The organism is Sulfitobacter sp. S190 (assembly GCF_025141935.1).
Lineage (GTDB): Bacteria > Pseudomonadota > Alphaproteobacteria > Rhodobacterales > Rhodobacteraceae > Sulfitobacter.
The window spans coordinates 2395835-2417391 of the sequence record NZ_CP081120.1; the positions used below are offsets into that span (position 1 = coordinate 2395835).

At 63.8% G+C, this 21557-nt stretch carries 20 protein-coding genes; 8 read left to right on the forward strand and 12 right to left on the reverse strand.

Going from position 1 to position 21557, the window contains the following annotated elements:
• Positions 1-12: 12 nt before the first annotated feature.
• Positions 13-1545, reverse strand: a complete 1533-nt coding sequence (gene ftsY, locus K3756_RS11990; protein ID WP_259987658.1) for a signal recognition particle-docking protein FtsY — start codon at positions 1543-1545, stop codon at positions 13-15.
• Positions 1546-1659: 114 nt separating this feature from the next.
• Between ftsY and K3756_RS11995 the strand changes: the two genes are divergently transcribed.
• Positions 1660-2535 carry a lytic transglycosylase domain-containing protein gene (locus K3756_RS11995; protein WP_259987661.1) on the forward strand — a complete coding sequence of 292 codons (876 nt, stop codon included), beginning with the start codon at positions 1660-1662 and terminating at the stop codon, positions 2533-2535.
• Between the two features lie 2 nt (positions 2536-2537).
• Here K3756_RS11995 and K3756_RS12000 read toward each other — a convergent pair whose 3' ends face one another.
• Positions 2538-4238 (reverse strand): NAD(P)H-dependent oxidoreductase subunit E, encoded by a 1701-nt coding sequence (locus K3756_RS12000; protein ID WP_259987664.1) that lies wholly within the window; start codon positions 4236-4238, stop codon positions 2538-2540.
• 191 nt (positions 4239-4429) lie between these two features.
• On the opposite strand from K3756_RS12000, the gene K3756_RS12005 reads away from it, so the two are divergent.
• On the forward strand, positions 4430-4825 hold the full coding sequence (locus K3756_RS12005; protein ID WP_259987666.1) for a hypothetical protein: 396 nt from the start codon (positions 4430-4432) through the stop codon (positions 4823-4825).
• A 4-nt stretch (positions 4826-4829) separates the two neighbouring features.
• Here K3756_RS12005 and xseA read toward each other — a convergent pair whose 3' ends face one another.
• Entirely contained in the window at positions 4830-6374 is a 1545-nt protein-coding gene (gene xseA, locus K3756_RS12010; RefSeq protein WP_259987667.1) for an exodeoxyribonuclease VII large subunit, read from the reverse strand.
• Positions 6375-6458: 84 nt separating this feature from the next.
• Between xseA and purD the strand changes: the two genes are divergently transcribed.
• The gene (gene purD, locus K3756_RS12015; RefSeq protein WP_259987669.1) at positions 6459-7724 is read left to right on the forward strand and encodes a phosphoribosylamine--glycine ligase; all 1266 of its coding nucleotides are present in this window, start codon (positions 6459-6461) and stop codon (positions 7722-7724) included.
• Between the two features lie 8 nt (positions 7725-7732).
• Here the strand turns inward: purD and K3756_RS12020 are convergent, their stop codons facing one another.
• Genes K3756_RS12020 through K3756_RS12030 form a run of 3 tightly spaced genes read right to left on the reverse strand, consistent with a single transcriptional unit; the run spans position 7733 to position 9230 of the window.
• Positions 7733-8134, reverse strand: a complete 402-nt coding sequence (locus tag K3756_RS12020; protein WP_259987671.1) for a hypothetical protein — start codon at positions 8132-8134, stop codon at positions 7733-7735.
• Complete coding sequence (locus tag K3756_RS12025; RefSeq protein ID WP_259987673.1) at positions 8128-8907, reverse strand: VCBS repeat-containing protein; 780 nt, start codon at positions 8905-8907, stop codon at positions 8128-8130. Before K3756_RS12025 ends, K3756_RS12020 begins: the two co-directional genes overlap by 7 nt.
• Positions 8907-9230: a 2Fe-2S iron-sulfur cluster-binding protein gene (locus K3756_RS12030; RefSeq protein ID WP_259987674.1), complete on the reverse strand. Its 324-nt coding sequence runs from the start codon at positions 9228-9230 to the stop codon at positions 8907-8909. Before K3756_RS12030 ends, K3756_RS12025 begins: the two co-directional genes overlap by 1 nt.
• A 190-nt stretch (positions 9231-9420) precedes the next feature.
• Here K3756_RS12030 and K3756_RS12035 point away from each other — a divergent pair, with 190 nt between their 5' ends.
• Entirely contained in the window at positions 9421-9948 is a 528-nt protein-coding gene (locus K3756_RS12035; protein WP_259987676.1) for a peptidoglycan-binding domain-containing protein, read from the forward strand.
• 66 nt (positions 9949-10014) lie between these two features.
• On the opposite strand, the gene K3756_RS12040 is transcribed toward K3756_RS12035, so the two are convergent.
• Positions 10015-11502, reverse strand: coding sequence for a Do family serine endopeptidase (locus K3756_RS12040; RefSeq protein ID WP_259987678.1), 1488 nt, complete (start codon positions 11500-11502; stop codon positions 10015-10017).
• A gap of 217 nt (positions 11503-11719) precedes the next feature.
• Here K3756_RS12040 and K3756_RS12045 point away from each other — a divergent pair, with 217 nt between their 5' ends.
• Positions 11720-13054: an aspartate aminotransferase family protein gene (locus K3756_RS12045; RefSeq protein ID WP_259987680.1), complete on the forward strand. Its 1335-nt coding sequence runs from the start codon at positions 11720-11722 to the stop codon at positions 13052-13054.
• Positions 13055-13129: 75 nt separating this feature from the next.
• Here the strand turns inward: K3756_RS12045 and hflC are convergent, their stop codons facing one another.
• From hflC to rpiA, 4 genes are all read right to left on the reverse strand, one after another.
• On the reverse strand, positions 13130-14029 hold the full coding sequence (gene hflC, locus K3756_RS12050; protein WP_259987682.1) for a protease modulator HflC: 900 nt from the start codon (positions 14027-14029) through the stop codon (positions 13130-13132).
• Positions 14029-15261, reverse strand: coding sequence for an FtsH protease activity modulator HflK (gene hflK / locus K3756_RS12055; RefSeq protein WP_311201697.1), 1233 nt, complete (start codon positions 15259-15261; stop codon positions 14029-14031). Before hflK ends, hflC begins: the two co-directional genes overlap by 1 nt.
• Before the next feature lie 76 nt (positions 15262-15337).
• Positions 15338-16819: an FAD-dependent oxidoreductase gene (locus K3756_RS12060; RefSeq protein ID WP_259987684.1), complete on the reverse strand. Its 1482-nt coding sequence runs from the start codon at positions 16817-16819 to the stop codon at positions 15338-15340.
• 26 nt (positions 16820-16845) lie between these two features.
• The gene (gene rpiA / locus K3756_RS12065) at positions 16846-17634 is read right to left on the reverse strand and encodes a ribose-5-phosphate isomerase RpiA (protein ID WP_259987686.1); all 789 of its coding nucleotides are present in this window, start codon (positions 17632-17634) and stop codon (positions 16846-16848) included.
• Positions 17635-17974: 340 nt separating this feature from the next.
• Here rpiA and K3756_RS12070 point away from each other — a divergent pair, with 340 nt between their 5' ends.
• From K3756_RS12070 to K3756_RS12080, 3 genes are all read left to right on the forward strand, one after another.
• On the forward strand, positions 17975-18667 hold the full coding sequence (locus tag K3756_RS12070; RefSeq protein ID WP_259987687.1) for a glutathione S-transferase family protein: 693 nt from the start codon (positions 17975-17977) through the stop codon (positions 18665-18667).
• A complete protein-coding gene (locus K3756_RS12075) occupies positions 18667-20040 on the forward strand; it encodes an L-serine ammonia-lyase (RefSeq protein ID WP_259987689.1) in 1374 nt (457 codons plus the stop codon). Before K3756_RS12070 ends, K3756_RS12075 begins: the two co-directional genes overlap by 1 nt.
• A 94-nt stretch (positions 20041-20134) precedes the next feature.
• Positions 20135-20809: a type 1 glutamine amidotransferase domain-containing protein gene (locus K3756_RS12080; RefSeq protein WP_259987691.1), complete on the forward strand. Its 675-nt coding sequence runs from the start codon at positions 20135-20137 to the stop codon at positions 20807-20809.
• A gap of 53 nt (positions 20810-20862) precedes the next feature.
• Here the strand turns inward: K3756_RS12080 and K3756_RS12085 are convergent, their stop codons facing one another.
• A complete protein-coding gene (locus K3756_RS12085) occupies positions 20863-21555 on the reverse strand; it encodes a thiamine diphosphokinase (RefSeq protein ID WP_259987693.1) in 693 nt (230 codons plus the stop codon).
• Positions 21556-21557 lie beyond the last annotated feature (2 nt).

Genomic DNA, 21557 nt, shown 5'->3' on the forward strand with positions numbered 1-21557 from the left:
ATGTGCGGACCCCTAGCGGTCCACACCCGTGAGTGCATCGGCAAATTCTTCGGGATCGAACGGCGCAAGATCGTCGATCTGTTCGCCCACGCCGATGGCGTGGATGGGCAGGCCGAACTGGTCTGCCAGCGCCACGAGCACGCCCCCTTTGGCGGTGCCGTCGAGTTTTGTCATCACGAGGCCGGAGACATCGGAAATTTCCTGAAAGACCTTGACCTGATTGACCGCGTTCTGCCCCGTCGTCGCGTCCAGCACCAACAGCGTGTTGTGCGGCGCATCGAGGTCTTTCTTGCGAATGACGCGCACGATCTTAGCCAGCTCCTCCATCAGGTCGGAGCGGTTTTGCAGCCGACCGGCGGTGTCGATCATCAGCAGGTCGGCGCCGTCTTCCTGCGCGCGGCCCATCGCGTCAAAGGCAAGGCTCGCGGGGTCCGAGCCTTCGGGAGCCGTCAGCACCGGCACGCCGGCACGCTCGCCCCAGACCTGAAGCTGCTCGACCGCGGCGGCGCGAAAGGTATCACCCGCGGCAATCACGACCTTTTTGCCCGCTGCACGGAACTGGCTGGCCAATTTGCCGATGGTGGTGGTTTTGCCCGATCCGTTGACGCCAACGACCAGCACCACCTGCGGCGTCTTGGAATAAAGCGGCAGGGGTTTGGCGACGGGCTCCATGATGCGTGCGATTTCGGAGGACATCAGCGCCTTGATCTCGTCAACCGAGAGTTTTCGGCCCAACCGTCCTTCTGCCATGTTGGCGGTCACCCGCATGGCCGTATCGACGCCCATATCGGCGGTGATCAGCAGCTCTTCGAGCTGCTCGAGCATGTCGTCGTCCAGCACGCGGCGCATGACGGGCGCGGCCGTGCGGCCCATCAGACGGCCAAGAATGCCGGTTTTGCGGGCAGGCTCTTCGGGAACGCTCGCCATCGGGGCAACGGGCGTCAGGGTCGTGCGCAGCGGTTCGGGCGCAGGCGGGGCAGATTGCACAGCGCGGCTTTCGGCCTCTACCGCAGCCTGAGCTTCCGCTTCTGCAGCGGCTTGGGCTTCCGCTTCTGCAGCGGCTTGGGCTTCCGCCTCGGCGGCGCGGCTTTCGGCCTCTGCCGCGGCTTGGGCTTCCGCCTCGGCGGCGGCGCGGGCGGTGGCCTCTGCTGTGGCCTGTTGCGCGGCCTCTTCGGCCTGCCGGGTGGCCTCGGCCTGTGCTTCGGCATCAACCTGCTCGCGCGCGCGGCGGGCTGCTTCCTCGGCTGCCTGCGCCTGACGACGCTCTTCCTGCGCCACACGGTCGGCTTCGCGCATTGCCGCGTCGGCGGCGGCACGCTGGGCGGCTTGCGCTTGCGCGGCGGCATCATGGTCCGGCGCGGGGGCAGGTTCGGACGCACCGTGATCCACGGCCTCGGGCACGTCCTCGATTGCTTCGGCGGGGGTTTCCATCACCGTATCGACCGGTTCCTCGACGCCGCCGTCGTTGACAATCGCCTCCAGCCCCTCGTCCAGTTTGGAGGAGGATTTGAACAGACGGTCTTTGAGTTTTTTGAAAAACGCCACGCGGCAGCACTCCGGTTTTGGTCTGAACCTGATCTAACCCCTTGTGCCGCCGGATGGAAGGGACACGCGGACGATTGACAGGGCGCGCCCCAGCGGCCACGAAAGGGTGTGCGTGTGACCTTTCTTCTGATTGCCCTTGTCTGGGCGGGCACGGCAGCCGCCGGGCCGCCGCAGAAACACTGCTCGACCGGGAAATGGGGCCATGCCCATTGCATCCGCACGGCGCATTTTGCCCACGACACCTGCCGCGCGATCGAGACTTTTTCCGCCCGTCACGGGCTCGACACAGGGTTCTTCGCACGTCTGATCTGGCAGGAAAGCCGGTTTGACCCGAACGCCCTGAGCCCCGCAAACGCGCGTGGCATTGCGCAGTTCATTCCCTCGACGGCGCGGCTGCGCGGGTTGAAAGATCCGTATAACCCGGCAGATGCGCTGGAGCATTCAGCCCAATACCTCGCCGAGATGGTCCGCCGGTATGGCAACGAAGGCATGGCGGCGATCGGCTACAACGGTGGCGAGCGGCGGGCGGAAGGGTTTCTGGAAGGCAAGGGTCTGGCCCGCGAAACGGTGAACTATGTCCCGATCATCACCGGGCTGAGCGCGGAGCAATGGCGCGATGCACCGCCGCAGGCGCATGATTTCCGGCTGTCGAAAACCGAAGCCTTTTACCCCGCCTGCTTGCAGATGGCCAAGAACCGCAAGCTGACCCCGTTGAAGCGACCGCCGCCAAAGCTGAAGCCTTGGGGCGTCCAGATCGGATTTGGCACGTCACGGGACGCGGCACGCCGCAAGATCGCCGGACAGACACGGGCCTGCCGGAGCCTTGTCCAGCGCGAGAAACTGGATCTGGTCTACGTCAAGAACCGGGTTTCGGGCCGCAAGGGGTATTACTTCGGACGGTTGGGCCGCAACACGCGGGGCGGCGCGCAAAAGCTGTGTCGCCAGCTGCAGGCACGCGGGTGCAAATGCCTCGTGCAGCGCAACAAATAGCCTCAGATTTCGTCGCCGAAGTGTTTCATCGTCAACCGGATCGGGTTCGGCGCCGCCTGCCCCAGACCGCAAATCGACGCATCCACCATCGCCTGGCTTAGCTCTTCGAGCAGGCCGCGATCCCACGTGTCGGCTTCCATCAGCTTGACCGCCTTTTCACAGCCCACACGGCAGGGCGTGCACTGGCCGCAGCTTTCGTCCTCGAAGAAACGCAGCATGTTGAGTGCAGCAGCGCGCGCGCTGTCGTCTTGTGACAGCACGACCACCGCGGCGGACCCGATGAAACTGTCATGCGGTTGCAGCGTGTCAAAATCCAGCGGAATGTCGTTCATCGAGGCGGGCAGAAGGCCGGACGACGGGCCGCCGGGCTGATAGGCCTTGAAGCTGTGACCCTCGGCCATGCCGCCGGCGGCCTCGATCACGTCCATGATCGTCGAGCCTGCGGGCAGCAGATGGACACCGGGGCGCGCGACGCGGCCCGAGACGGAATAGCTGCGCAGGCCCGTGCGGCCGTTCTTTTCGACAGAATTGAGGATTTCGGGACCTTCACGGCAGACCCGCGCGATCCAGTGCAGGGTTTCGACATTGTGCACGAGGGTCGGACGGCCGAAAATGCCAACCTGCGCCACAAAAGGCGGCCGGTGGCGCGGCAGGCCGCGCTTGCCCTCGATGCTTTCGATCATCGCGGATTCTTCGCCGCAGATATAGGCGCCCGCGCCGCGGCGCAGATCGATATAGCCTTTCTCGACGATACCTGTCGCCTCGAGCGCGGCAATTTCGCGCGCCAGAATATGCAGCACGGCGGGGTATTCATCCCGCATATAGATAAAGGCGCGATCGGCCTCGACTGCCCATGCGGCGATCAGCATCCCTTCGAGAAACAGATGCGGGGTCCGTTCGAGGTAGTAGCGGTCCTTGAAGGTGCCCGGTTCGCCCTCGTCGCCGTTCACGGCGAGATAGCGCACGCCGTCATTGGCGCGCACGAAGCCCCATTTTTTGCCCGACGGAAAGCCCGCGCCGCCCAGACCGCGCAGGCCGGATGCCAGCACCTTGTCCTGCACCGCTTCCCAATCGCCGTGATCGCGCAGATCGGCGAGCGTGGCATAGCCGCCGTCGGCGCGGTAGGCATCGAGCGTCTGGTAGTCGGGGATGTGGGCGTGCGTGTCGTTCTGCGCGATGGCGGCCTGTACCTTTTCGGGTGTGGCGTGATCGATGTGGTTATGGCCCAGCTCAAGCACCGGCGCGGTGTCGCACCGCCCCATGCAGGGCGCCCGCAGCACACGGACCTGATGCGGATCAAGCCCCTGTTCGAGCGCCGATTTCAAGGCCTGCGCGCCCGCCAGTTCGCAGCTGAGGCTGTCGCAGACTCGGATCGTCAGAGCCGGCGGTGGTGTGTCGTCCTCCTTCACCACATCGAAATGGGCATAGAAGGTCGCGACCTCATAGACCTCGGCCATGCTGAGCCGCATTTCCTCGGCCAGCGCGCGCAGATGCGCGGCGGAGAGATGACCATGGGCATCCTGAATAAGGTGCAGATGTTCGATCAGCTGGTCGCGGTCGCGCGAACGCTCCCCGAGCAGGTCACGCACCTCGGTCCAGGCATCATCACGCAGCTGGCGGCCCTTCGTGTGGGTGCGCCCCTTGCCTTTGCCCGATTTCCAGACGCCTTTGCCGGCGCCGTCCTTGGCTGTGTCGAGTGCCATGTGTCGCATCCTCCGCTCGTTCCTTGGCGGTGTAGCAAAGGGGCGCATGTCCACGACCGCAAAAAACGACAATTTAGCGCCGCTTTGCGCGGTGGTGGGGGCGCGCGCGACGCCGATCGGAAACGGGCGGGCCTTTGCCAGCGAGGGCCGGGGTGCTGGCGCGGTGGCGCAGGCTCTGGCATGATCGGGCCATGAGACATGCTTTGCCCGCCCTGTGCCTGATGATCGCCCTGCCCGCTGCGGCGGAGCCACGGATGAGCGCGGCAGAATTCGACGCCTATACCCGGGGCAAAACGCTCTATTACGCTGACGGAGCGGAGCCATACGGTGCGGAAATCTATCTGCCCGGGCGGCGCGTGCGGTGGTCCTTCCTTGACGGGGAGTGCCGTGACGGAGAGTGGTACGAGGCCGGTGGCTTGATCTGCTTTGTCTACGAGGACCGCCCCGATGCGCAATGCTGGAGCTTCGAGCGCAGGGCCACGGGGTTGATTGCGCGTTTCGAGAACGATCCCGCCGCAACCGAGCTGTATGAGGCGGCAGAACAGGACGAAGAGTTGCTGTGTCTTGGACCCAAGGTCGGGGTTTGAACGGCTAGAACAGTGAGCCCTGATCAGGTGCCGGGCCTTTCGATTTTCGCGGCGTGGCTGCGCCGCCGATCGTTACCCGTCCATCGGCAAACTGTATTTCGAGGCTCGTCGCAGCTTTGGCAGATTGCGTATCGGTGATGACCCGTTCATCGCTGCGCACAACGGCAAAGCCCCGCTCCAGCGTGGCCTCATAGCCCAGCGTCAGGCGAAGCCGCTCGGCGGCTTCGATCTGGGTTCGCCATTTGCCGGTCAGACGCTGGCCCGCGACCGCCAAGCGACGTGCGATGTCGTCGAGCCGCGCCTGCTGCCTGCGGTGTTCGCGCACCAATGCGTCGGGGCGCAGGGCCCGGCTTTGCAATGCGCGCTGCTTGTCCGCGACCATCCGCGCCAGTGCGGGTTTCAGCCGTGACGACAGGGTGGCAAGGCGGCGGTCTTCCTGCGCGATGCGGTTGCGTAATGCCGCGGGTCGCAAACCGCCGCTGCGATCGGCCAGCCGGACCTTGCGGGCCTGCACCCCCGCGATGAGCGCAGGCCCGAGGCGTTCGGCAGCCCGGTCCAGGCGCTGTGCCGGTCCTTCGATCAGCATGTCGGGACGCGGCAGCGCACGCCCCAAGTCGCGCAGGCGCTGGCCGCGCTGGATCAAACCCTGACTCAGTGCCCGGCTCATGCGGGCGTGTTGCTGGTCGAGATAGGCCATCAGCTCATGGCGCACCGGCACCGCCAGTTCGGCCGCTGCCGTGGGGGTGGGTGCCCGTTTGTCCGAGACGAAATCGATGAGCGTGGTGTCCGTTTCATGCCCCACCGCCGAAATCAGCGGGATGTCTGAGGCCGCGGCGGCGCGCGCCACGATTTCTTCGTTGAAGCCCCACAGGTCCTCGACCGATCCGCCGCCCCGCGCCACGATCAGCAGATCGGGACGCGGCATGGCACCGCCCGGTGTCAGTTTGTTGAAACCCGCAATGGCGCGGGCCACTTCGGGTGCGCATTTCGCGCCCTGCACTGCTACCGGCCAGATCAGCACCTTGCGCGGGAAGCGGTCGCGCAACCGGTGCAGGATGTCGCGGATCACCGCGCCCGAGGGCGAGGTCACGACCCCGATCACGTCCGGAAGATAGGGCAGCGGCTTTTTCAGCTGCGGATCGAACAGACCTTCGGCGGCCAGCTGTGCCTTGCGTTTTTCCAGCAGCGCCATCAGCGCGCCCATGCCCGCCGGTTTGATGTCCTCGATCACCACCTGATATTTCGACTGGCCACCAAAGGTGGTGACCCGCCCCGTGGCGATCACCTCCATGCCCTCCTCCGGCATCGTGTCGAGCTTGGACGCCACGCCCTTCCAGATGACGCCCGCGATGACGGCCTTGTCGTCCTTGAGGTCGAGATAGACATGTCCCGAGCGTGGCAGACTGACCCGGCCCACCTCGCCGCGGATGCGGACATGGCCGAACTCTCCCTCGATGACACGTTTGATCGCGCCCGACAGCTCGCCCACCGTGAATTCGGGGCTGTTGTCGCCTGTTTCGTCTGCCGGGCCGTCGTCGAATAAGTCCATGGGAGGGGCATCCACCTGTAAGGTTGTGCAATCGCGCGCCCCAGCTTAGAACGCCCGCAGCAAGAGGCCAAGGGAGTGCGCGCGATGAATATTCTGATCCTGGGCGGTGGTGGACGTGAACACAGTCTCGCATGGGCGGTCGTGCAGAATCCCAAATGTGACAGGCTGGTCGTGGCGCCGGGCAACGCGGGGCTTTCGCAAATCTCCGATTGCGCCAATTTCGACATCAACGATGGCGGCGCGGTGGTCACATTCGTCGAAGAAGAAAGCATCGATTTCGTCATCATCGGCCCCGAGGCACCGCTTGCCGCGGGGGTGGCCGACAGGCTGCGTGACGCGGGCATCGCGGTATTCGGCCCGTCACAGGCCGCAGCGGCCCTCGAGGCATCCAAGGCCTTCACAAAGGAAATCTGTGCCGCCGTCGATGCGCCGACCGCAGCCTACGGCCATTTCACCGATGCGGCGGCAGCCAAGGCCCACGTCACCGCTCAGGGCGCACCGATCGTCGTCAAAGCGGACGGGTTGGCGGCGGGCAAAGGGGTGATCATTGCCGAAACCGTGGCACAGGCGCATGCGGCCATCGATGACATGTTCGGGGGCGAATTCGGGGCGGCCGGCGCCGAAGTCGTGATCGAGGAGTTCATGGACGGCGAGGAAGCATCTTTTTTCGTGCTGTGTGACGGCACGGATGTTCTGCCCATCGGGACGGCGCAAGACCACAAGCGCGTGGGCGACGGCGACACCGGGCCCAATACAGGCGGCATGGGCGCCTATTCGCCCGCGCCCGTTTTGACCGATCAGATCGCCGAGATCGCCTTGCGCGATATCATAACGCCCACGATGGCCGAAATGGCGCGGCGCGGCATGCCGTATCAGGGGGTGCTTTATGCCGGTCTGATGATCAAGGACGGCCAGCCACGGCTGGTCGAATACAATGTCCGGTTTGGCGATCCCGAATGTCAGGTTCTGATGATGCGACTGGGTGCACAGGCGCTTGACCTGATGCTGGCGGCGGCGCACGGCGGGCTGCGCGATGCACGGGTCAATTGGGCCGATGATCACGCTTTGACGGTTGTAATGGCGGCCAAGGGCTATCCCGGCAGCTATGACAAAGGGTCGGTGATCGGCGGGCTGGACGCCATCGAAGGCGACAGCAGCAACATGGTGTTTCACGCCGGTACCGCGTCCGAGGGCGGACAGGTCATCGCCACGGGCGGCCGGGTGCTGAACGTCACGGCGCGCGGTGCCACGCTGGCGGATGCGCAGGCACGGGCCTACGCGATGGTCGACAGCATTGACTGGTCGGATGGCTTCTGCCGCCGGGATATCGGCTGGCGTGCGCTTGGCTGAGGCCCGTTTCAGGAAATCGGGGCGTCCTCGCACAGCACAGGATCGTCGCTCAGATCGGTAATCTGCTGCACTTCGCCCCGCCGTTTCGACATGACCAGCAACCTGCCGGTGTCGTTGAACGGCAACCAGCAGTTCTCGGGGTCGGGATAGTCCTCGTAGATAAAGCAGATGTAGGGGCCGCGGATGTCAATCTGTCCGTAGGTGCAGCGGCCCGTCTTGTCGGCCCACACCGACCGGTCGCGGCGCAAGAACTGCTCGACCCCGACAGTGCGCCCTTCGCCAATCGTGCCAAAAGTCAGTGTGCGGCCCACGATCATGTCGAGAAACGTATCGGGGGCAAGCTGGTCCTGTGCGGCGACGGACGTGGCCGAAAGCCCCAGACAGAACGCCAGAGCCACGCGCATCAGCATGCCATCGCCTTGGCAAAGCTGTCGCGGCCGGTATGCGGCCCGAGTTCCGTCGTGATCAGCCCGGTGCCGTCAAAGCGCACAGACATGACCCGCCGCCAGTCGGCCCGCGCCACGATCATCTCAGGGCCGTCAGCGCAGTTTCGCAGGCCCCCCGCGATGTCACGTTCACCGATGCGGTGATTTGTCAGCCCCTCTTGCGATGCAACCTCGATCAGCCCATCGTTCGCGTAGCGCCAGATGCGCAGTGTCTTGGCCAGATGGGGACGGTCGATATAGGCCAGTTCGACGGCGCCGTCACCGTCCAGATCGGCAATGGCCACGGGGGCCAGCCACCTGAACCTTTGCCCGATGAAGGGCGTGGCGGCCAAGAGGCCCGCGCCGTTGTAGATTGCCAGCCGCGCGCCCTGATCGCGGTCGCTTTCGACCACAACCACCTCTGCGAGACCGTCACCATCGACGTCCACAACACGGGGGGTCGTGTCCTCGAACACACGTGCGGTGGGCAGGGTCAGTGTAAAGACACGCGCGTCGCCGTCGTATTTGATTTCGAGCGCACCGTATTCGATTTCATCGCCCAGCACCCCGTGGGGATAGCGGGCAGTGGGCGCGGCAAAGCGTGCCCATTCGACGCCACTGCTCACCCATGGCTGGGGGTCCTGCGCTGCGGTTGCGCTTGGCATGGCCCCCGCCAGCCCCAGACACAGCATCGGCAGTGCGCGGCGCAGGTGACGGGCCAACACCCGCTCCGCCAGACGCCGCGCCCGGCGAAACATCAGATCTGTTTTTCCGGCATTTGCACGCGCAGCCCGTCCAGCGCGTCGGTCACCTTCAACTGGCACGTCAGCCGCGAGCGTGCGGGATCGGGCTCGTAGGCGAAGTCCAGCATGTCTTCTTCCATGTCGTCCTTGGCGGGCAGTTTTTCGACCCAGGCGGCATCGACATAGACGTGACAGGTCGAGCAGGCACAGGCCCCGCCGCAGTCGGCTTCGATGCCCGGAATGTTGTTGTCGCGCGCGCCTTCCATGACGGTCAGCCCGTTGGCCACCTCAACAACGTGTTCGGTGCCAGAGTGTTCGACGTAAGTGATCTTGGCCATGCGTGCAGCCCCTTTGCATTGCTGTTTCGCGCAGAGTTCTACGCAAGCCTGCCGCCCCGCGCCAGCCCCTTTTGCAGCGGCCCTGCGCCGCAGTCCGACGCCGCGCTAGGCAGCGGGCCCGCGGTACGCTAGGATCGGCCCGAAATCAGACCCGTACAGGCGGGCAGTCGCGGGCAGCGAGGCACAGGCCATGACACATCATCTGCGGGTATTGACCCTCTGCGCGACCGCCGCCCTGTCGGCCTGCGACATGCCGCGTGCGGCACAGACCGTGAGCGCGCAAGGCGTCGTGCAGGGCAACGGGTTGGCCCCACCGGGCGCACCGCGCGGCACCTGCTGGGGCAAGATTCCCACGCCCGCGGTCATCGAAACGGTGACAGAACAGGTGCTCGTAACTCCTGCAAAGACGAATGCCGACGGCACAATCGCGACCCTGCCCGTCTACCGCGACGAGACCCGCCAGAACATCGTCACGCCGCGTACGGACCGCTGGTTCGAGACCCCCTGCCCGCCTGCCTTTACGGTCGAGTTCGTCTCGACGCTCCAGCGGGCGCTGAAGGCCCGTGGTCGCTACGCCGGGCCCATCAACGGCAATCTGGACAGCGCCACCCGCGCGGCCGTTCTGGACGTGCAGCGCGCCAACGGGCTGTCGAGCGATGTCTTGTCCATCGAAACGGCGCGGATGCTGGGGCTGGTGGCTGCCCCGCGCGACGGCTGAAGCCGGAACGAAAAAAGGCGCCCGATCGAAACGGGCGCCCTTTGGCTTGATGGATTTCTTTGGCGCTTATTCGTCGCCGAGGGTCAGCGCCACGAACCGTGGATCGCCACCGCGCCGCACCAACAGCAGCAGCGATTTGCGGCCCGCCTCGCGGGCGGCTTCGACACTGCGGGTCAGCTCGGAGATGGAGGCCACGGGCTGCTGGCCCGCTTCGGTAATCACGTCACCGGCGATCAGACCCTTTTCTGCCGCTTCGCTGTCCGCTTCGACGTCAGTGACCACAAGGCCGTTCATGTCGTCCGCCACGCCGAGTTCCTCGCGCATGTCGTCCGTCAACGCCGTCAGTGTCAGACCCAGAAGCTCACTGCTTTCGGCTTCTGCTTCGGCTTCGGGCTCTTCTTCCTCGGGGGCTGCGGCGCCATCGGCATCCTCGCGGCGGCCCAGCGTGACCGGTATGGTCTGTGTTTCACCTTCGCGCAGCACGGTCACCTGCACCACGGCACCGACGGGGCTGTTGCCGACCTGACGGACAAGCCCGCGCGTGTCTTCGACATCGACACCGTCGAACGACACGATCACATCGCCTGTCTGCAAACCGGCATCGCGGGCGGGGCCTTCGGGAACATCCGTGATCAACGCGCCGGTTGCCGCTTCCAGACCGATCGCATCTGCCACGTCATCGGTGACATCCTGAATGCGCACACCGAGCCAGCCGCGCCGCGTCTCGCCGAATTCCTGCAACTGGTCGACCACCCGTGTCACCACGTTGGCCGCCATCGAGAAACCGATCCCGATGGAGCCGCCGTTGGGCGACAGGATTGCGGTGTTCACGCCGATCACGTCACCGTCCATGTTGAACAGCGGACCGCCCGAGTTGCCCCGGTTGATTGCGGCGTCCGTCTGGATGTAGTCGTCATACGTACCGCTCAGCGCGCGGTTGCGGGCCGACACGATCCCGGCAGAAACCGAAAACCCCTGCCCCAGCGGGTTACCCATCGCGATGACCCAATCGCCCACACGGGCATTGTCTGAATCGCCAAAGCTGACAAAGGGCAGCGGCCCGTCGGCTTCGACTTTCAACAGCGCGATATCGGTATTGGGATCAGTCCCGATGACCGTCGCCTCAAGCTCCTGGCCCGAGAAGAATTCGATGGTGATTTCATCCGCACCTTCGATCACGTGATTGTTCGTGACGACATAGCCGTCTTCGGAAATGACAAAGCCCGACCCCAGTGCCGAAGACCGCCGCGGTGCCGGCGCACCATCCTCATCGCCGCGGTTACGGTCCTGAAATTCACGGAAAAAATCTTCGAAAGGAGATCCTTCGGGAACAATGCCGCGCGGGCCGGTGCGCCCTTCGACAAGCGTCGAGGTGGTAATGTTCACAACCGACGGGCTGATCTGTTCGGCCAACGGGGCAAGGCTCTCGGGCTTGGCCTGTGCCATCACCGCCTGCAATGCGACAAGCGCCAGCGCCAATAGGCCCATTACGGCAGCGCGCAAGGCAACTGTATCTGATTTCGTTCTGGTTCGGGCGACCGCTTTGGGCTGCATGTAATGTCTCCTGATCGAACCCACGCCTCACTGGCGGGATATTCTTCCTTCAGACTGCCCCCAAAGAAGCAGCCACCGCAATAGGTAGATGTGGCGCATGGCGTCGATTTCAACAGGCTTTGAACAGGCCGTGATCGGCCCGAATTGACTGCGGCTGGCGCGGGGCCGCGTGCTAGGAGTTGCATAATGTGCCTGCAACAGGAGTGATTCCCGCGCCATGTCCCATGTTCTTCGCCGCAGCCTCACCGCCGCCCAACCGTCGATTGTCGGCGGTGAGGGGCCCTATCTGATTGACGACACTGGCAAACGCTATCTCGATGCCTGCGGGGGGGCTGCGGTTTCGTCGCTGGGCCACGACAACAAAGCGGTGCGCGACGCGATCTGTGCGCAGGTCAACACGCTCGCCTTTGCGCATACGGGGCTGTTCACGAATCCGTGGGCCGAGGAGCTGTCGGATTATCTGGTGGCGCAGGCGCCGGAGGGCACCGGTGAAGGCCGTGTCATGTATCTGGGCAGCGGGTCGGAGGCGATGGAGGCGGCACTCAAGCTGGCGCGCCAGTACCACGTCGAACGCGGCGAGCCCGAGCGCGCGCATATCATCGCACGCGCGCCTTCGTATCATGGCAACACGTTGGGCGCGCTTGCGGTCAGCGGCCACGCGGGGCGCCGTGCGCCTTTTGCGCCGCTGTTGATCGAAACACAGCATATTGACGCGACCTATGACTACCGCCTGCGCCGCGACGCAGAGACGCCCGAGGCGTTTGGCCTGCGCATGGCCAATCAGTTGCGGGAGCGGATCGAAGCGCTTGGCCCCGAAACGGTCGCCGCATTCGTGGCCGAACCGGTCGTCGGGGCATCGCTGGGCACCCAGCCGCCGCCGCCGGGGTACTTCAAGCGGATCCGCGAAATCTGCGACACCTACGGCGTGCTTTATATCGCCGATGAGGTGATGTGCGGCATGGGACGCACCGGCAGCCTTTTCGCGTTATCGCAGGAAGGGATTTGTGCAGATATCACCACGATGGCCAAAGGGCTGGGCGCGGGATACCAACCCATCGCCGCCGTGCTGGCATCGGAACGGATTTGCGGGGGCATCCTCGCGGGGTCAGGCAAGCTCTGGAACGGTCACACCTACATGAGCCACGCCACCGCGACGGCCGGTGCAATGGCTGTGATGCGTGAAATCGACGATCGCGATCTGCTGGCGAATGTACGTGCGCGGGGCGCCCAATTGGCCGATCGGCTGCACGCGCGTCTGGGTGCGCATCCGCACGTGGGTAACATTCGCGGGCGCGGCCTGTTCTGGTCCACCGAATTGGTGGCGGACCGCAGCACGAAAGCCCCGTTCGATCCTTCGCTGAACGTCGCGGGCCGTGTGCTCGACGCGACGCTGGCGCGGGGGATGGTGTGCTATCCGGCGCAGGGGTGTGCCGATGGCACCGCGGGTGATCACACGCTGCTGGCCCCGTGTTTCACGTCCACCGAGGCAGAGATCGACCTGATCGCAGAGACGCTGGCGGAGGCGGTGGATGAAGTGACGCGCCGCATCTGACTGCGGAGGACGCAAACAAATAAGGGGCCAGCACAACCGCTGGCCCCTTTTCGAATTGTTTGGCCGGTATGCGCGTTAGCGCAATTCGCCCTCTTCCGAGCGGACGCCCTGATCCGAGCGCAGGTAGTTGAAGAACTCGCTGTCGGGCGACAGAACCATCGTGGAGTTCGACCCGCGCAGGGATTCCTCGTACGCGCTCAGCGACCGGTAGAATTCAAAGAATTCCGGGTCTTTCGAATAGGCCTGCGCAAAGACGCGGTTGCGTTCGGCGTCGGCCTCACCTTCGATGATGCGGGCGTCGCGGCGCGCTTCGGAGAGGATCTCTTCGTAGGTACGATCCGCGAGGGCGGTAACACGCTGCGCGGCTTCACGGCCGCGGGCGCGTTCATCCGTTGCTTCACGATCCCGTTCGGCGATCATCCGGCGCAATGTGGCGTCAAAGTTCTGCTCCGGCAGGTTGGTCTGGCGCAAGCGCACGTCAACCACACGCAGGCCCAGAGCCGTGGCGCGGGCATCGGCGCGTGTGCGGATCTGGTCCATCAGGGCGGACCGTTCCGGCGACAGGATCGTGTTCGACGTCACGCCCTGCGCACCGAGCACGGCACGGATCTGGGATTCGAGAATACCGCTCAATTCAGAGCTGGCGCGGCTTTCGCCACCGGTACCGATCGCCTGACGATACTGCACCACATCATCGATGCGGTAGAGCACGAAGGCATCGACGCGCAAACGACGGTCATCGGCCGGTGTGACCTCGATCACCTCGGTTTCCAAAGACAGGATACGGTCTTCGAAGCGGACGACCTCGTCGACCCATGGCACCTTGAAGCCAAGACCGGGCTCGGTGACGACCTGTTTGATCTGGCCGAACCGCAGGACAAGCGCCTTTTCACGTTCGTCCACGACAAAGATGGAGGACAGGACCGCCGCGATGGCGACAATGATGACCGGGATGAAGAAACTGCTCTTTTTCATCAGTTTGTGCCTCCGCTGCGACGCAATTCATTGAGCGGCAGATAGGGAACAACGCCCTGCCCGCCACCGGCGCCCTGTTGGTTTTCGAGGATGATCTTGTCCACGTCGCCAAAGACCTTTTCCATCGTCTCGAGATAGAGGCGCTTGCGGGTCACTTCGGGGGCTGCCTGATATTCCTCAAGCACCGCTTCGAAACGGCTGGCTTCACCGATGGCGCCGTTGACCTCGCGCGCGCGGTAGCCTTCGGCCGCCTCAAGCAGCTTTGCGCTTTCACCACGGGCTTCGGCCGTTTTCTGGTTGGCGTAGGCGTCGGCCTGACGTTCGAGGCGGTCGCGCTCCTGCTCGGCGGCCTGAACGTCGCGGAAGGCGTCAACCACGGAGACAGGCTGCGAATTGCCCTGTGCGTCCACGACCGTCACGGTTTCGGCGGGCGGGTCGACCTTGTTCACGTTGACACGCAAAACGTTGATGCCGGTTTCGCGGTTATCGAGCGTGGTCTGGATCAGCGACTTGACCGTTTCCTCGACACGGCCACGGTCGCGGTTGAGGATCGGAGCCAGTTCGGATTGCGCGATCACTTCGCGCATTGCGGACTCGGAAATCGCCCGGACGGATGCATCGGGATCGCGCAGCGAGAATTTGAACTGCTGGGCGTCCTTGATGTTCCAGACGACCTGGAAGTCGATATCGACGATGTTTTCGTCCGTTGTCAGCATCAGGCCGTCGTTGGTGTTGCCACCACGGTTCACGCCGAGCGTTTCGGTGCGGTTGGTCGTCACATCGAACACTTCGGCCGTGACAAAGGGCCATGGCGCAAAGTTCAGACCCTCGGTGCCGATGCCGGAAAACTCACCCAGGAACAGCTCGATCGATTGCTGTTCGGGCCGGACCGTATAGGCCGAGGCAAAGAGCCACGCGGCCGCCGCGACCAGTGCCGCAATCCCGACCGTGCCGCGCGTGATGACCGGACCGCCGTTGCCGCCGCCCGTGCCACCGCCGCCGCCGTTCTGGCGGCCACCGCCGCCCATCAGCACACGCAGTTGTTCCTGACCTTTTTTGACCAGCTCGTCGATCTCGGGGATGGGGGGTTTATCACCGCCGCCGCGGTTGCCACCGCCACCACCACCGCTGGGAGGACGGTTGCCGCCCCCGCCCTGATTACCGCCGCCGCCGTTCGCGCCGCCGCCTGAATTGCCACCGCCGCCCCAAGGACCGCCTGTGTTGCCAGCCATATGTCTTTCCCTCTTTCGGCGCCTTTTTGGGCACCCTTAATCCTGTGTGTCTAACCTGTGCGCTCTGGCGTTAAAATCAAGATGTGCGCACCGGGTCTCGCATGGTTACCAGTTCTTCGGACATGGTGGGGTGAACCGCGCATGTCTGGTCGAATTGTTGCTTGGTTGCGCCCATCTTTACCGCGATGCCTGCCAACTGGATCATTTCACCCGCGTTCGGTGCGACGATATGACAACCCAGCACAACCTGCGTTTTCTTCGATACCACCAGTTTCATCAACACGCGCGAGGTTGATCCTGCAAACGCCGATTGCATGGGGCGGAAAGATGTACAGTAGACGTCGATCTCTTCCTGCTCGCGGGCGTCTTCTTCGCTCATCCCGACGGTGCCCATTTCAGGCTGTGTAAAGATGGCCGATGCGATCAGTTCGTGGTCCACCGGCGTGGGTTCATCGCCAAACACCGTCTTGGTGAATGCCATGCCTTCGCGGATCGCGACGGGGGTCAGATTGACGCGGTCGGTCACGTCACCGATGGCATAGACGGACGGAACCGCGGTTTGCGAGTACTCGTCCACGACAATTTCGCCGCGTCGCCCGATTTCAATCCCGATCTCCTCGAGGCCCATGCCCTTGGTCGACGGATCGCGACCGGTTGCGAAAAGAACCATGTCAAAAATCTTCTCACCGCCGTTCGTCGACTTGACCCAGATCGGGCCGCGCTGCCCTGCCTGCGCGCCGTCATTCTGCACCCGCATGTCCTCGGCCTGTTTGACAGACGCGCCCATCGACGCATCCGAGGCTGTCGGCTGCGGCCCCTCATTGCGGTCTGCCTCGAGCGCCATCTCGACGATATTGGTGCCCGTGTGCAGATCGATGCCGTTGCTGCGCATGCTTTCGGCAATCAGGCCCCGCGCCTCTTCGTCAAAGCCGCGTAGAATCTGGGCACCGCGGTAGTATTGCGTGACCTCGACACCCAGCCCCTTGAGGATGCAGGCAAATTCACACGCGATATAGCCGCCCCCGATGATCAAGATCGATTTGGGCAGCTTTTCGAGGTGGAAAATGTCATCCGAGACGATCCCGAGATCGGCATTGGGCAGGTCGGGGCGCACGGGGTGCCCGCCGGTTGCCACAAGAATATGCTTTGCGGTTTTTGTCTCGCCCGTGGACAGCTTGACCGTGTGCGCATCCTCAAGGCTTGCGAAGGCGTCGAATTTATCGACCCCGGAGCCGTCCAGCAGGCTGCGGTAGACATCTTCGAGCCGGTCGAGTTCGCTGTTGAGCCGGTCGCGGAAACCGTGCCAGTCGAAAGGCCCGGGCTTGATGTCCCAGCCGTAGCACTGCGCCTCTTCTGCGGTCGCGGCATAGCCGGAGGCGAAAACCATCAGCTTTTTCGGCACGCAGCCGCGGATCACGCAGGTGCCGCCGTAGCGGTCGTGTTCGGCCAACCCGACCTTGGCACCGTATTCGCCCGCCGCGACACGGGCAGCCCGCACACCACCGGATCCACCGCCGATTACAAACAGGTCGTAGTCATATTTGGACGTGTCGCTCATTGGGTAGCCTTTCGGTGTCTTTGAATTCAGTCGCTCAGATCGGAAAAAAGATTGTCGGTCTCGACAAAGTCCAGCCGCTCGGTGGCGACAGTGCCTTCATTTATGTCGCGCACTTCGACCTTGCCATCCCCGTAACCGATCACAACCGCGTCACAAATGTCGATAAACAGGCCGTTTTCCACGACACCCGGCATCTGGTTGATCACCAGTGCCAACTGGCGCGCGTTGCCGATGCGGTTGAGGTGCAGATCAAGAATATGGTTGCCCTCGTCCGTGATGAACGGGACATCGCCGTTCATCCGCAAGGTGCTGGAACGGCCCAGAACATCCATCGAGATCAGGGTTTCCTCGACAAGCGCCTGTGTGGTTTGCCATCCGAAGGGGATCACCTCGATCGGCAGGGGAAAAGCCCCGAGCGTTTCGACTTCCTTGCCGACATCCGCGATCACGACCATCTGGTCACTGGCGGTGGCGACGATCTTTTCCTGCAACAATGCGCCGCCGCCCCCTTTGATCAGGTTCAGGTCGCCGTCGAATTCATCGGCACCGTCAATCGTGAGATCGAGCCATTTCGCCTCGTCGAGGCTGATCACCTCGATCCCGACCTCGCGGGCGAGCTGTGCCGTGCGCGTCGAGGTCGGCACGCCGCGTATCTTCAGACCGTCGTCACGCACCATTTCGCCCAAGCAGCGCACCAGCCACGCGGCCGTCGATCCGGTGCCGAGCCCGACCCGCATGCCGTCCTCGACGTATTCAGCCGCGCGCTTGGCGGCCACGAATTTCGCTTTGTCGATGGGCGACAGTTCTCCGGACATGGGGCAGCTCCTTTGGTCACTGACCGCGTTATAGAGCGATTGCCCCGCAGGAGCGAGAGGGCGCATGCGAAAATTGCGCACGCCGCATTTTCGGGCGCGCGAAACCGGAACGCACCGCGCGCCGACCGGTTTTCAGAAGAGCGTCGATAGTGCGTTTTGGGCACCCAGTTGCTGGGTGAGGGTAACCCAGACGACGCTGATGATGACAAGGAATGTGAATCGCTGCATGCCCCCAATCTAGGCCAGCGGCATTTAACAGACCGTTACCCGTGACCCTTTCGGATGACAGCGGGTCGTTTTGGGCCAACCCCGCACAGGCGGCTCCCCCTACACAGCGCGTATGACTTACCTGCTGCACTACGCCCCCGACAACGCATCCCTGATCATTCGGCTGGCGCTGGAGCACCGCGGCGTGGCTTATACCACCGCCCTCGTTGACCGCAGCGCGCGCGCGCAGGAAACGGCAGAATATCGCAAGATCAACCCCACCGGCCTGATCCCGGCGCTCGAGACGCCACAGGGTACGCTCTTTGAAACGGGAGCGATTCTGCTGTGGCTGGCGGACCGGCATGGCGGATTGGGCCCCGCGCCCCATGACGCCGCGCGCGGCGATTTTCTCAAATGGTTTTTCTTTGCGGCCAACACGGTGCATCCCGTGCTGCGGATGATGTTCTATCCCGAAAAATACACGCAAGGGTCCGCCGCCGGTCTCCGGGCGGGCCTTGTGGTGCAGCTGAAATCCGGGTTTGCGCATCTGGACGCTGTCGCGGCGGGCGGTGAACAGTGGTTCGGCGGTGAGAGCCCCACCGCGCTCGATTTCTATGTGGCGTGCATGCTGCGGTGGTGCGCGCTTTATCCCGACGACTATGACAGGGGCTGGTTCGATCTGCGGGCGACGCCCGCTCTGGCCGATCTGTGCCAGCGGTTGGAGCAGTTGCCTTGTGTCCACCGGCTGCAAGCGGCAGAAGATCTTGGGCCGACCCCGTTTACGCGGCCGCGCCGCGCCACCCCTCCAACCGGAAGTGCAACCTGATGTTTCTGTCTGTTTTCGACATGTTCAAAGTGGGTATCGGCCCGTCGTCCTCTCATACCATGGGGCCGATGGTGGCGGCCGCGCGGTTCCTTGACCTGATGCGCGCCTCGCCCTTCCGCTTTGCCGGGCTGCGGGCGTCGCTGCACGGATCGCTGGCGTTTACCGGGGTGGGTCACGCCACGGACCGCGCCACGATACTGGGTCTGGCCGGCTTTACGCCCGAAGCCTACGACGCGGATGCGGCCGAGCGCTGTTTGCAGTCCATTCGAGAAAGCCACACCATCACCGTGGACGGGCTGCCGCCTTTGCACTTCGATCCCAAAGAAGATCTGGTGTTCGACTATGACACACCGCTGGCTGGCCACGCCAATGGCATGATGCTGATGGCCCGCGATGCGCAAAGCGATGTCGTGCTGCGTGAAACCTACTATTCCATCGGCGGTGGTTTCGTGATGACCGAGGCGGAGCTGGCCGCAGGCAAGGACACCGACGAAGGCGCGCCCGTGCCCTATCCGTTCAAAACCGCTTCGGAGATGCTGAAAATGGCGACCGCGGCGGGAAAGACGATTGCCCAGATGAAACGGGCCAACGAGATTTCGCGCAACGGCGAAGTGCATCTGCGCACCGGTGCCCGGCGGTTGTGGCAGGTGATGAACGCGTGCATTGATCGCGGTTTGCAAACGGACGGCATATTGCCCGGCGGATTGTCGGTGCGCCGTCGTGCCAAGGGCATACATGATGCGTTGCAGGCCGAACGGGGCCTCAACCAGAGTGCGCCGCACACGATCAATGACTGGATGAGCGTTTACGCCATGGCGGTGAACGAGGAAAACGCGGCCGGCGGACAAGTCGTGACCGCGCCCACGAACGGGGCCGCGGGCGTGCTGCCCGCAACGCTGCGCTATTATCTCGATCATGTGCCCGGTGCCTCCGAGAACCACATCGAGGAGTTTCTGCTGACCGCGGCCGCGATCGGCGGTCTGGTGAAGTTCAACGCCTCCATTTCGGGGGCCGAAGCGGGCTGCCAGGCCGAAGTTGGGTCAGCGGCGGCGATGTCGGCGGCGGGACTGTGCGCCGTCATGGGCGGCACGCCCCAGCAGGTCGAGAATGCCGCCGAGATCGCGCTCGAACATCATCTGGGAATGACCTGTGATCCGGTCAAAGGTCTGGTTCAGGTGCCCTGCATCGAACGCAACGGTCTGGGCGCGATCAAGGCGGTATCGGCGGCGTCGCTGGCCCTGCGCGGGGATGGCACGCACCTTGTTCCACTGGATGCCTGCATCGAGACGATGCGTCAGACCGGTGCCGACATGAGCGAGAAATACAAGGAAACCTCACTGGGCGGTCTGGCTGTCAACATTCCCAACTGTTGACCGTACGAAAGCGGGAACCAACTGCTGCGGCGATTGTTGGGATTGCCTGTACCCGAACGGGTGCATCTAGATACCAACAGAGCAGGAGACCGCTATGCACGTCCTTATGATCCTCACGTCCCACGATGAACTTGGTGATACCGGAGAGAAAACCGGCTTCTGGCTCGAAGAATTCGCGGCCCCCTATTACGTCCTCAAGGACGCAGGCGCGCAGATCACGCTGGCCTCCCCCAAGGGCGGGCAGCCGCCACTCGATCCGAAGTCCGACAGCGAAGACGCCCAGACCGAAGACACAAGGCGCTTCAAAAACGACGATGACGCGCAGGCGGCGCTGGCATCGACCCACAAGCTGTCCGAGATCGATCCGGCGGGATATGACGCGGTGTTCTATCCCGGCGGCCACGGCCCGCTGTGGGATCTAGCGCATGATCCCGACAGCATCCGGATCATCGAAGCCTTCGCCGCACACGACCGCCCCATCGGTGCTGTCTGCCACGCGCCGGGTGTGTTCAAGAACGTGAAGGGCACGGATGGCGACCCGCTGGTCAAAGACCGCAAGGTCACCGGATTTACCAACACCGAAGAAGAAGGGGTAGGTCTCACCGATGTCGTGCCTTTCCTTGTCGAGGACATGCTGAAAGAGAATGGCGGTCACTATGACAAGGGTGATGACTGGGCGAGTTTTGTGCTGACCGACGGGAAGCTGGTGACGGGCCAGAACCCTGCCTCCTCCAAAGAAGCGGCACAGGCGTTGCTGAAGCTGCTGTGATACCGATGGCATGCCGTTAGGTATGGACAGACCGGGCGCCCTGCGTCCGGTCTTTACGTTTGGGGGCGCGCAGACCAGCTCTGGCCCTGTGCCGCCAGAAAGCCCACGACCTGTTCAAGACAACGGCGCGGCACGATGACCAGCATCCCCGGTCCGTCCATCCACAACTCTACGGGTCCGAGCGCGTGGTTCGATGTGCCGACCGTGCCATCGGGTGCGAAATCAATCCCGTCAATGGGCCAGTTGAGACCCTCACTGCGCCCCCGCACCGGTGACAGTGGATAGAGCGATACAGGCTCCCCCGCCCGTGTATCGAGGTGCAGATGCGGCGGACAGGCCAGAACAATCTCGTGCTCGCCCAGCAAGACACACGCGCGGTCGGCCCGGCGCACCAGCACCGTCATGGCGGCCATTTGGTGATCAATCCGCGCGCCCAGAAACCCGACCCCGATCACCACGGGGGCCCGTGTATTGCGAAGCGCCTTGTCGAAATCGGTGGATTGTTGTTCACTGATGCGGTGCTGACGGTCGGAGGGGATCTGCGCCAGTGCCTCTGGGGGGGCGCTGTCCATGTCTCCGATCACTGCGTGCGGCAGATGACCTGCCGCCAATGCCAGCGACACGCCGCCGTCCACTGCCACCAACAAGGGCGCGTGGATTAAGGCCTCTTCAACGTCTCGCACGCTAGCCTGCCCCCCACCGACAAGTGTGACTGGAGCTGAATCGTGAACAATGGGATCTGACATGC

Coding starts and splice junctions, on each gene's coding strand:
- K3756_RS12000 (WP_259987664.1), bottom strand. CDS start 4,238: ATGGCACTCGACACAGCCAAGGACGGCGCCGGCAAAGGCGTCTGGAAA.
- K3756_RS12005 (WP_259987666.1), top strand. CDS start 4,430: ATGAGACATGCTTTGCCCGCCCTGTGCCTGATGATCGCCCTGCCCGCT.
- xseA (WP_259987667.1), bottom strand. CDS start 6,374: ATGGACTTATTCGACGACGGCCCGGCAGACGAAACAGGCGACAACAGC.
- purD (WP_259987669.1), top strand. CDS start 6,459: ATGAATATTCTGATCCTGGGCGGTGGTGGACGTGAACACAGTCTCGCA.
- K3756_RS12020 (WP_259987671.1), bottom strand. CDS start 8,134: ATGCTGATGCGCGTGGCTCTGGCGTTCTGTCTGGGGCTTTCGGCCACG.
- K3756_RS12025 (WP_259987673.1), bottom strand. CDS start 8,907: ATGTTTCGCCGGGCGCGGCGTCTGGCGGAGCGGGTGTTGGCCCGTCAC.
- K3756_RS12030 (WP_259987674.1), bottom strand. CDS start 9,230: ATGGCCAAGATCACTTACGTCGAACACTCTGGCACCGAACACGTTGTT.
- K3756_RS12035 (WP_259987676.1), top strand. CDS start 9,421: ATGACACATCATCTGCGGGTATTGACCCTCTGCGCGACCGCCGCCCTG.
- K3756_RS12040 (WP_259987678.1), bottom strand. CDS start 11,502: ATGCAGCCCAAAGCGGTCGCCCGAACCAGAACGAAATCAGATACAGTT.
- K3756_RS12045 (WP_259987680.1), top strand. CDS start 11,720: ATGTCCCATGTTCTTCGCCGCAGCCTCACCGCCGCCCAACCGTCGATT.
- hflC (WP_259987682.1), bottom strand. CDS start 14,029: ATGAAAAAGAGCAGTTTCTTCATCCCGGTCATCATTGTCGCCATCGCG.
- hflK (WP_311201697.1), bottom strand. CDS start 15,261: ATGGCTGGCAACACAGGCGGTCCTTGGGGCGGCGGTGGCAATTCAGGC.
- K3756_RS12060 (WP_259987684.1), bottom strand. CDS start 16,819: ATGAGCGACACGTCCAAATATGACTACGACCTGTTTGTAATCGGCGGT.
- rpiA (WP_259987686.1), bottom strand. CDS start 17,634: ATGTCCGGAGAACTGTCGCCCATCGACAAAGCGAAATTCGTGGCCGCC.
- K3756_RS12070 (WP_259987687.1), top strand. CDS start 17,975: ATGACTTACCTGCTGCACTACGCCCCCGACAACGCATCCCTGATCATT.
- K3756_RS12075 (WP_259987689.1), top strand. CDS start 18,667: ATGTTTCTGTCTGTTTTCGACATGTTCAAAGTGGGTATCGGCCCGTCG.
- K3756_RS12080 (WP_259987691.1), top strand. CDS start 20,135: ATGCACGTCCTTATGATCCTCACGTCCCACGATGAACTTGGTGATACC.
- K3756_RS12085 (WP_259987693.1), bottom strand. CDS start 21,555: ATGTCAGATCCCATTGTTCACGATTCAGCTCCAGTCACACTTGTCGGT.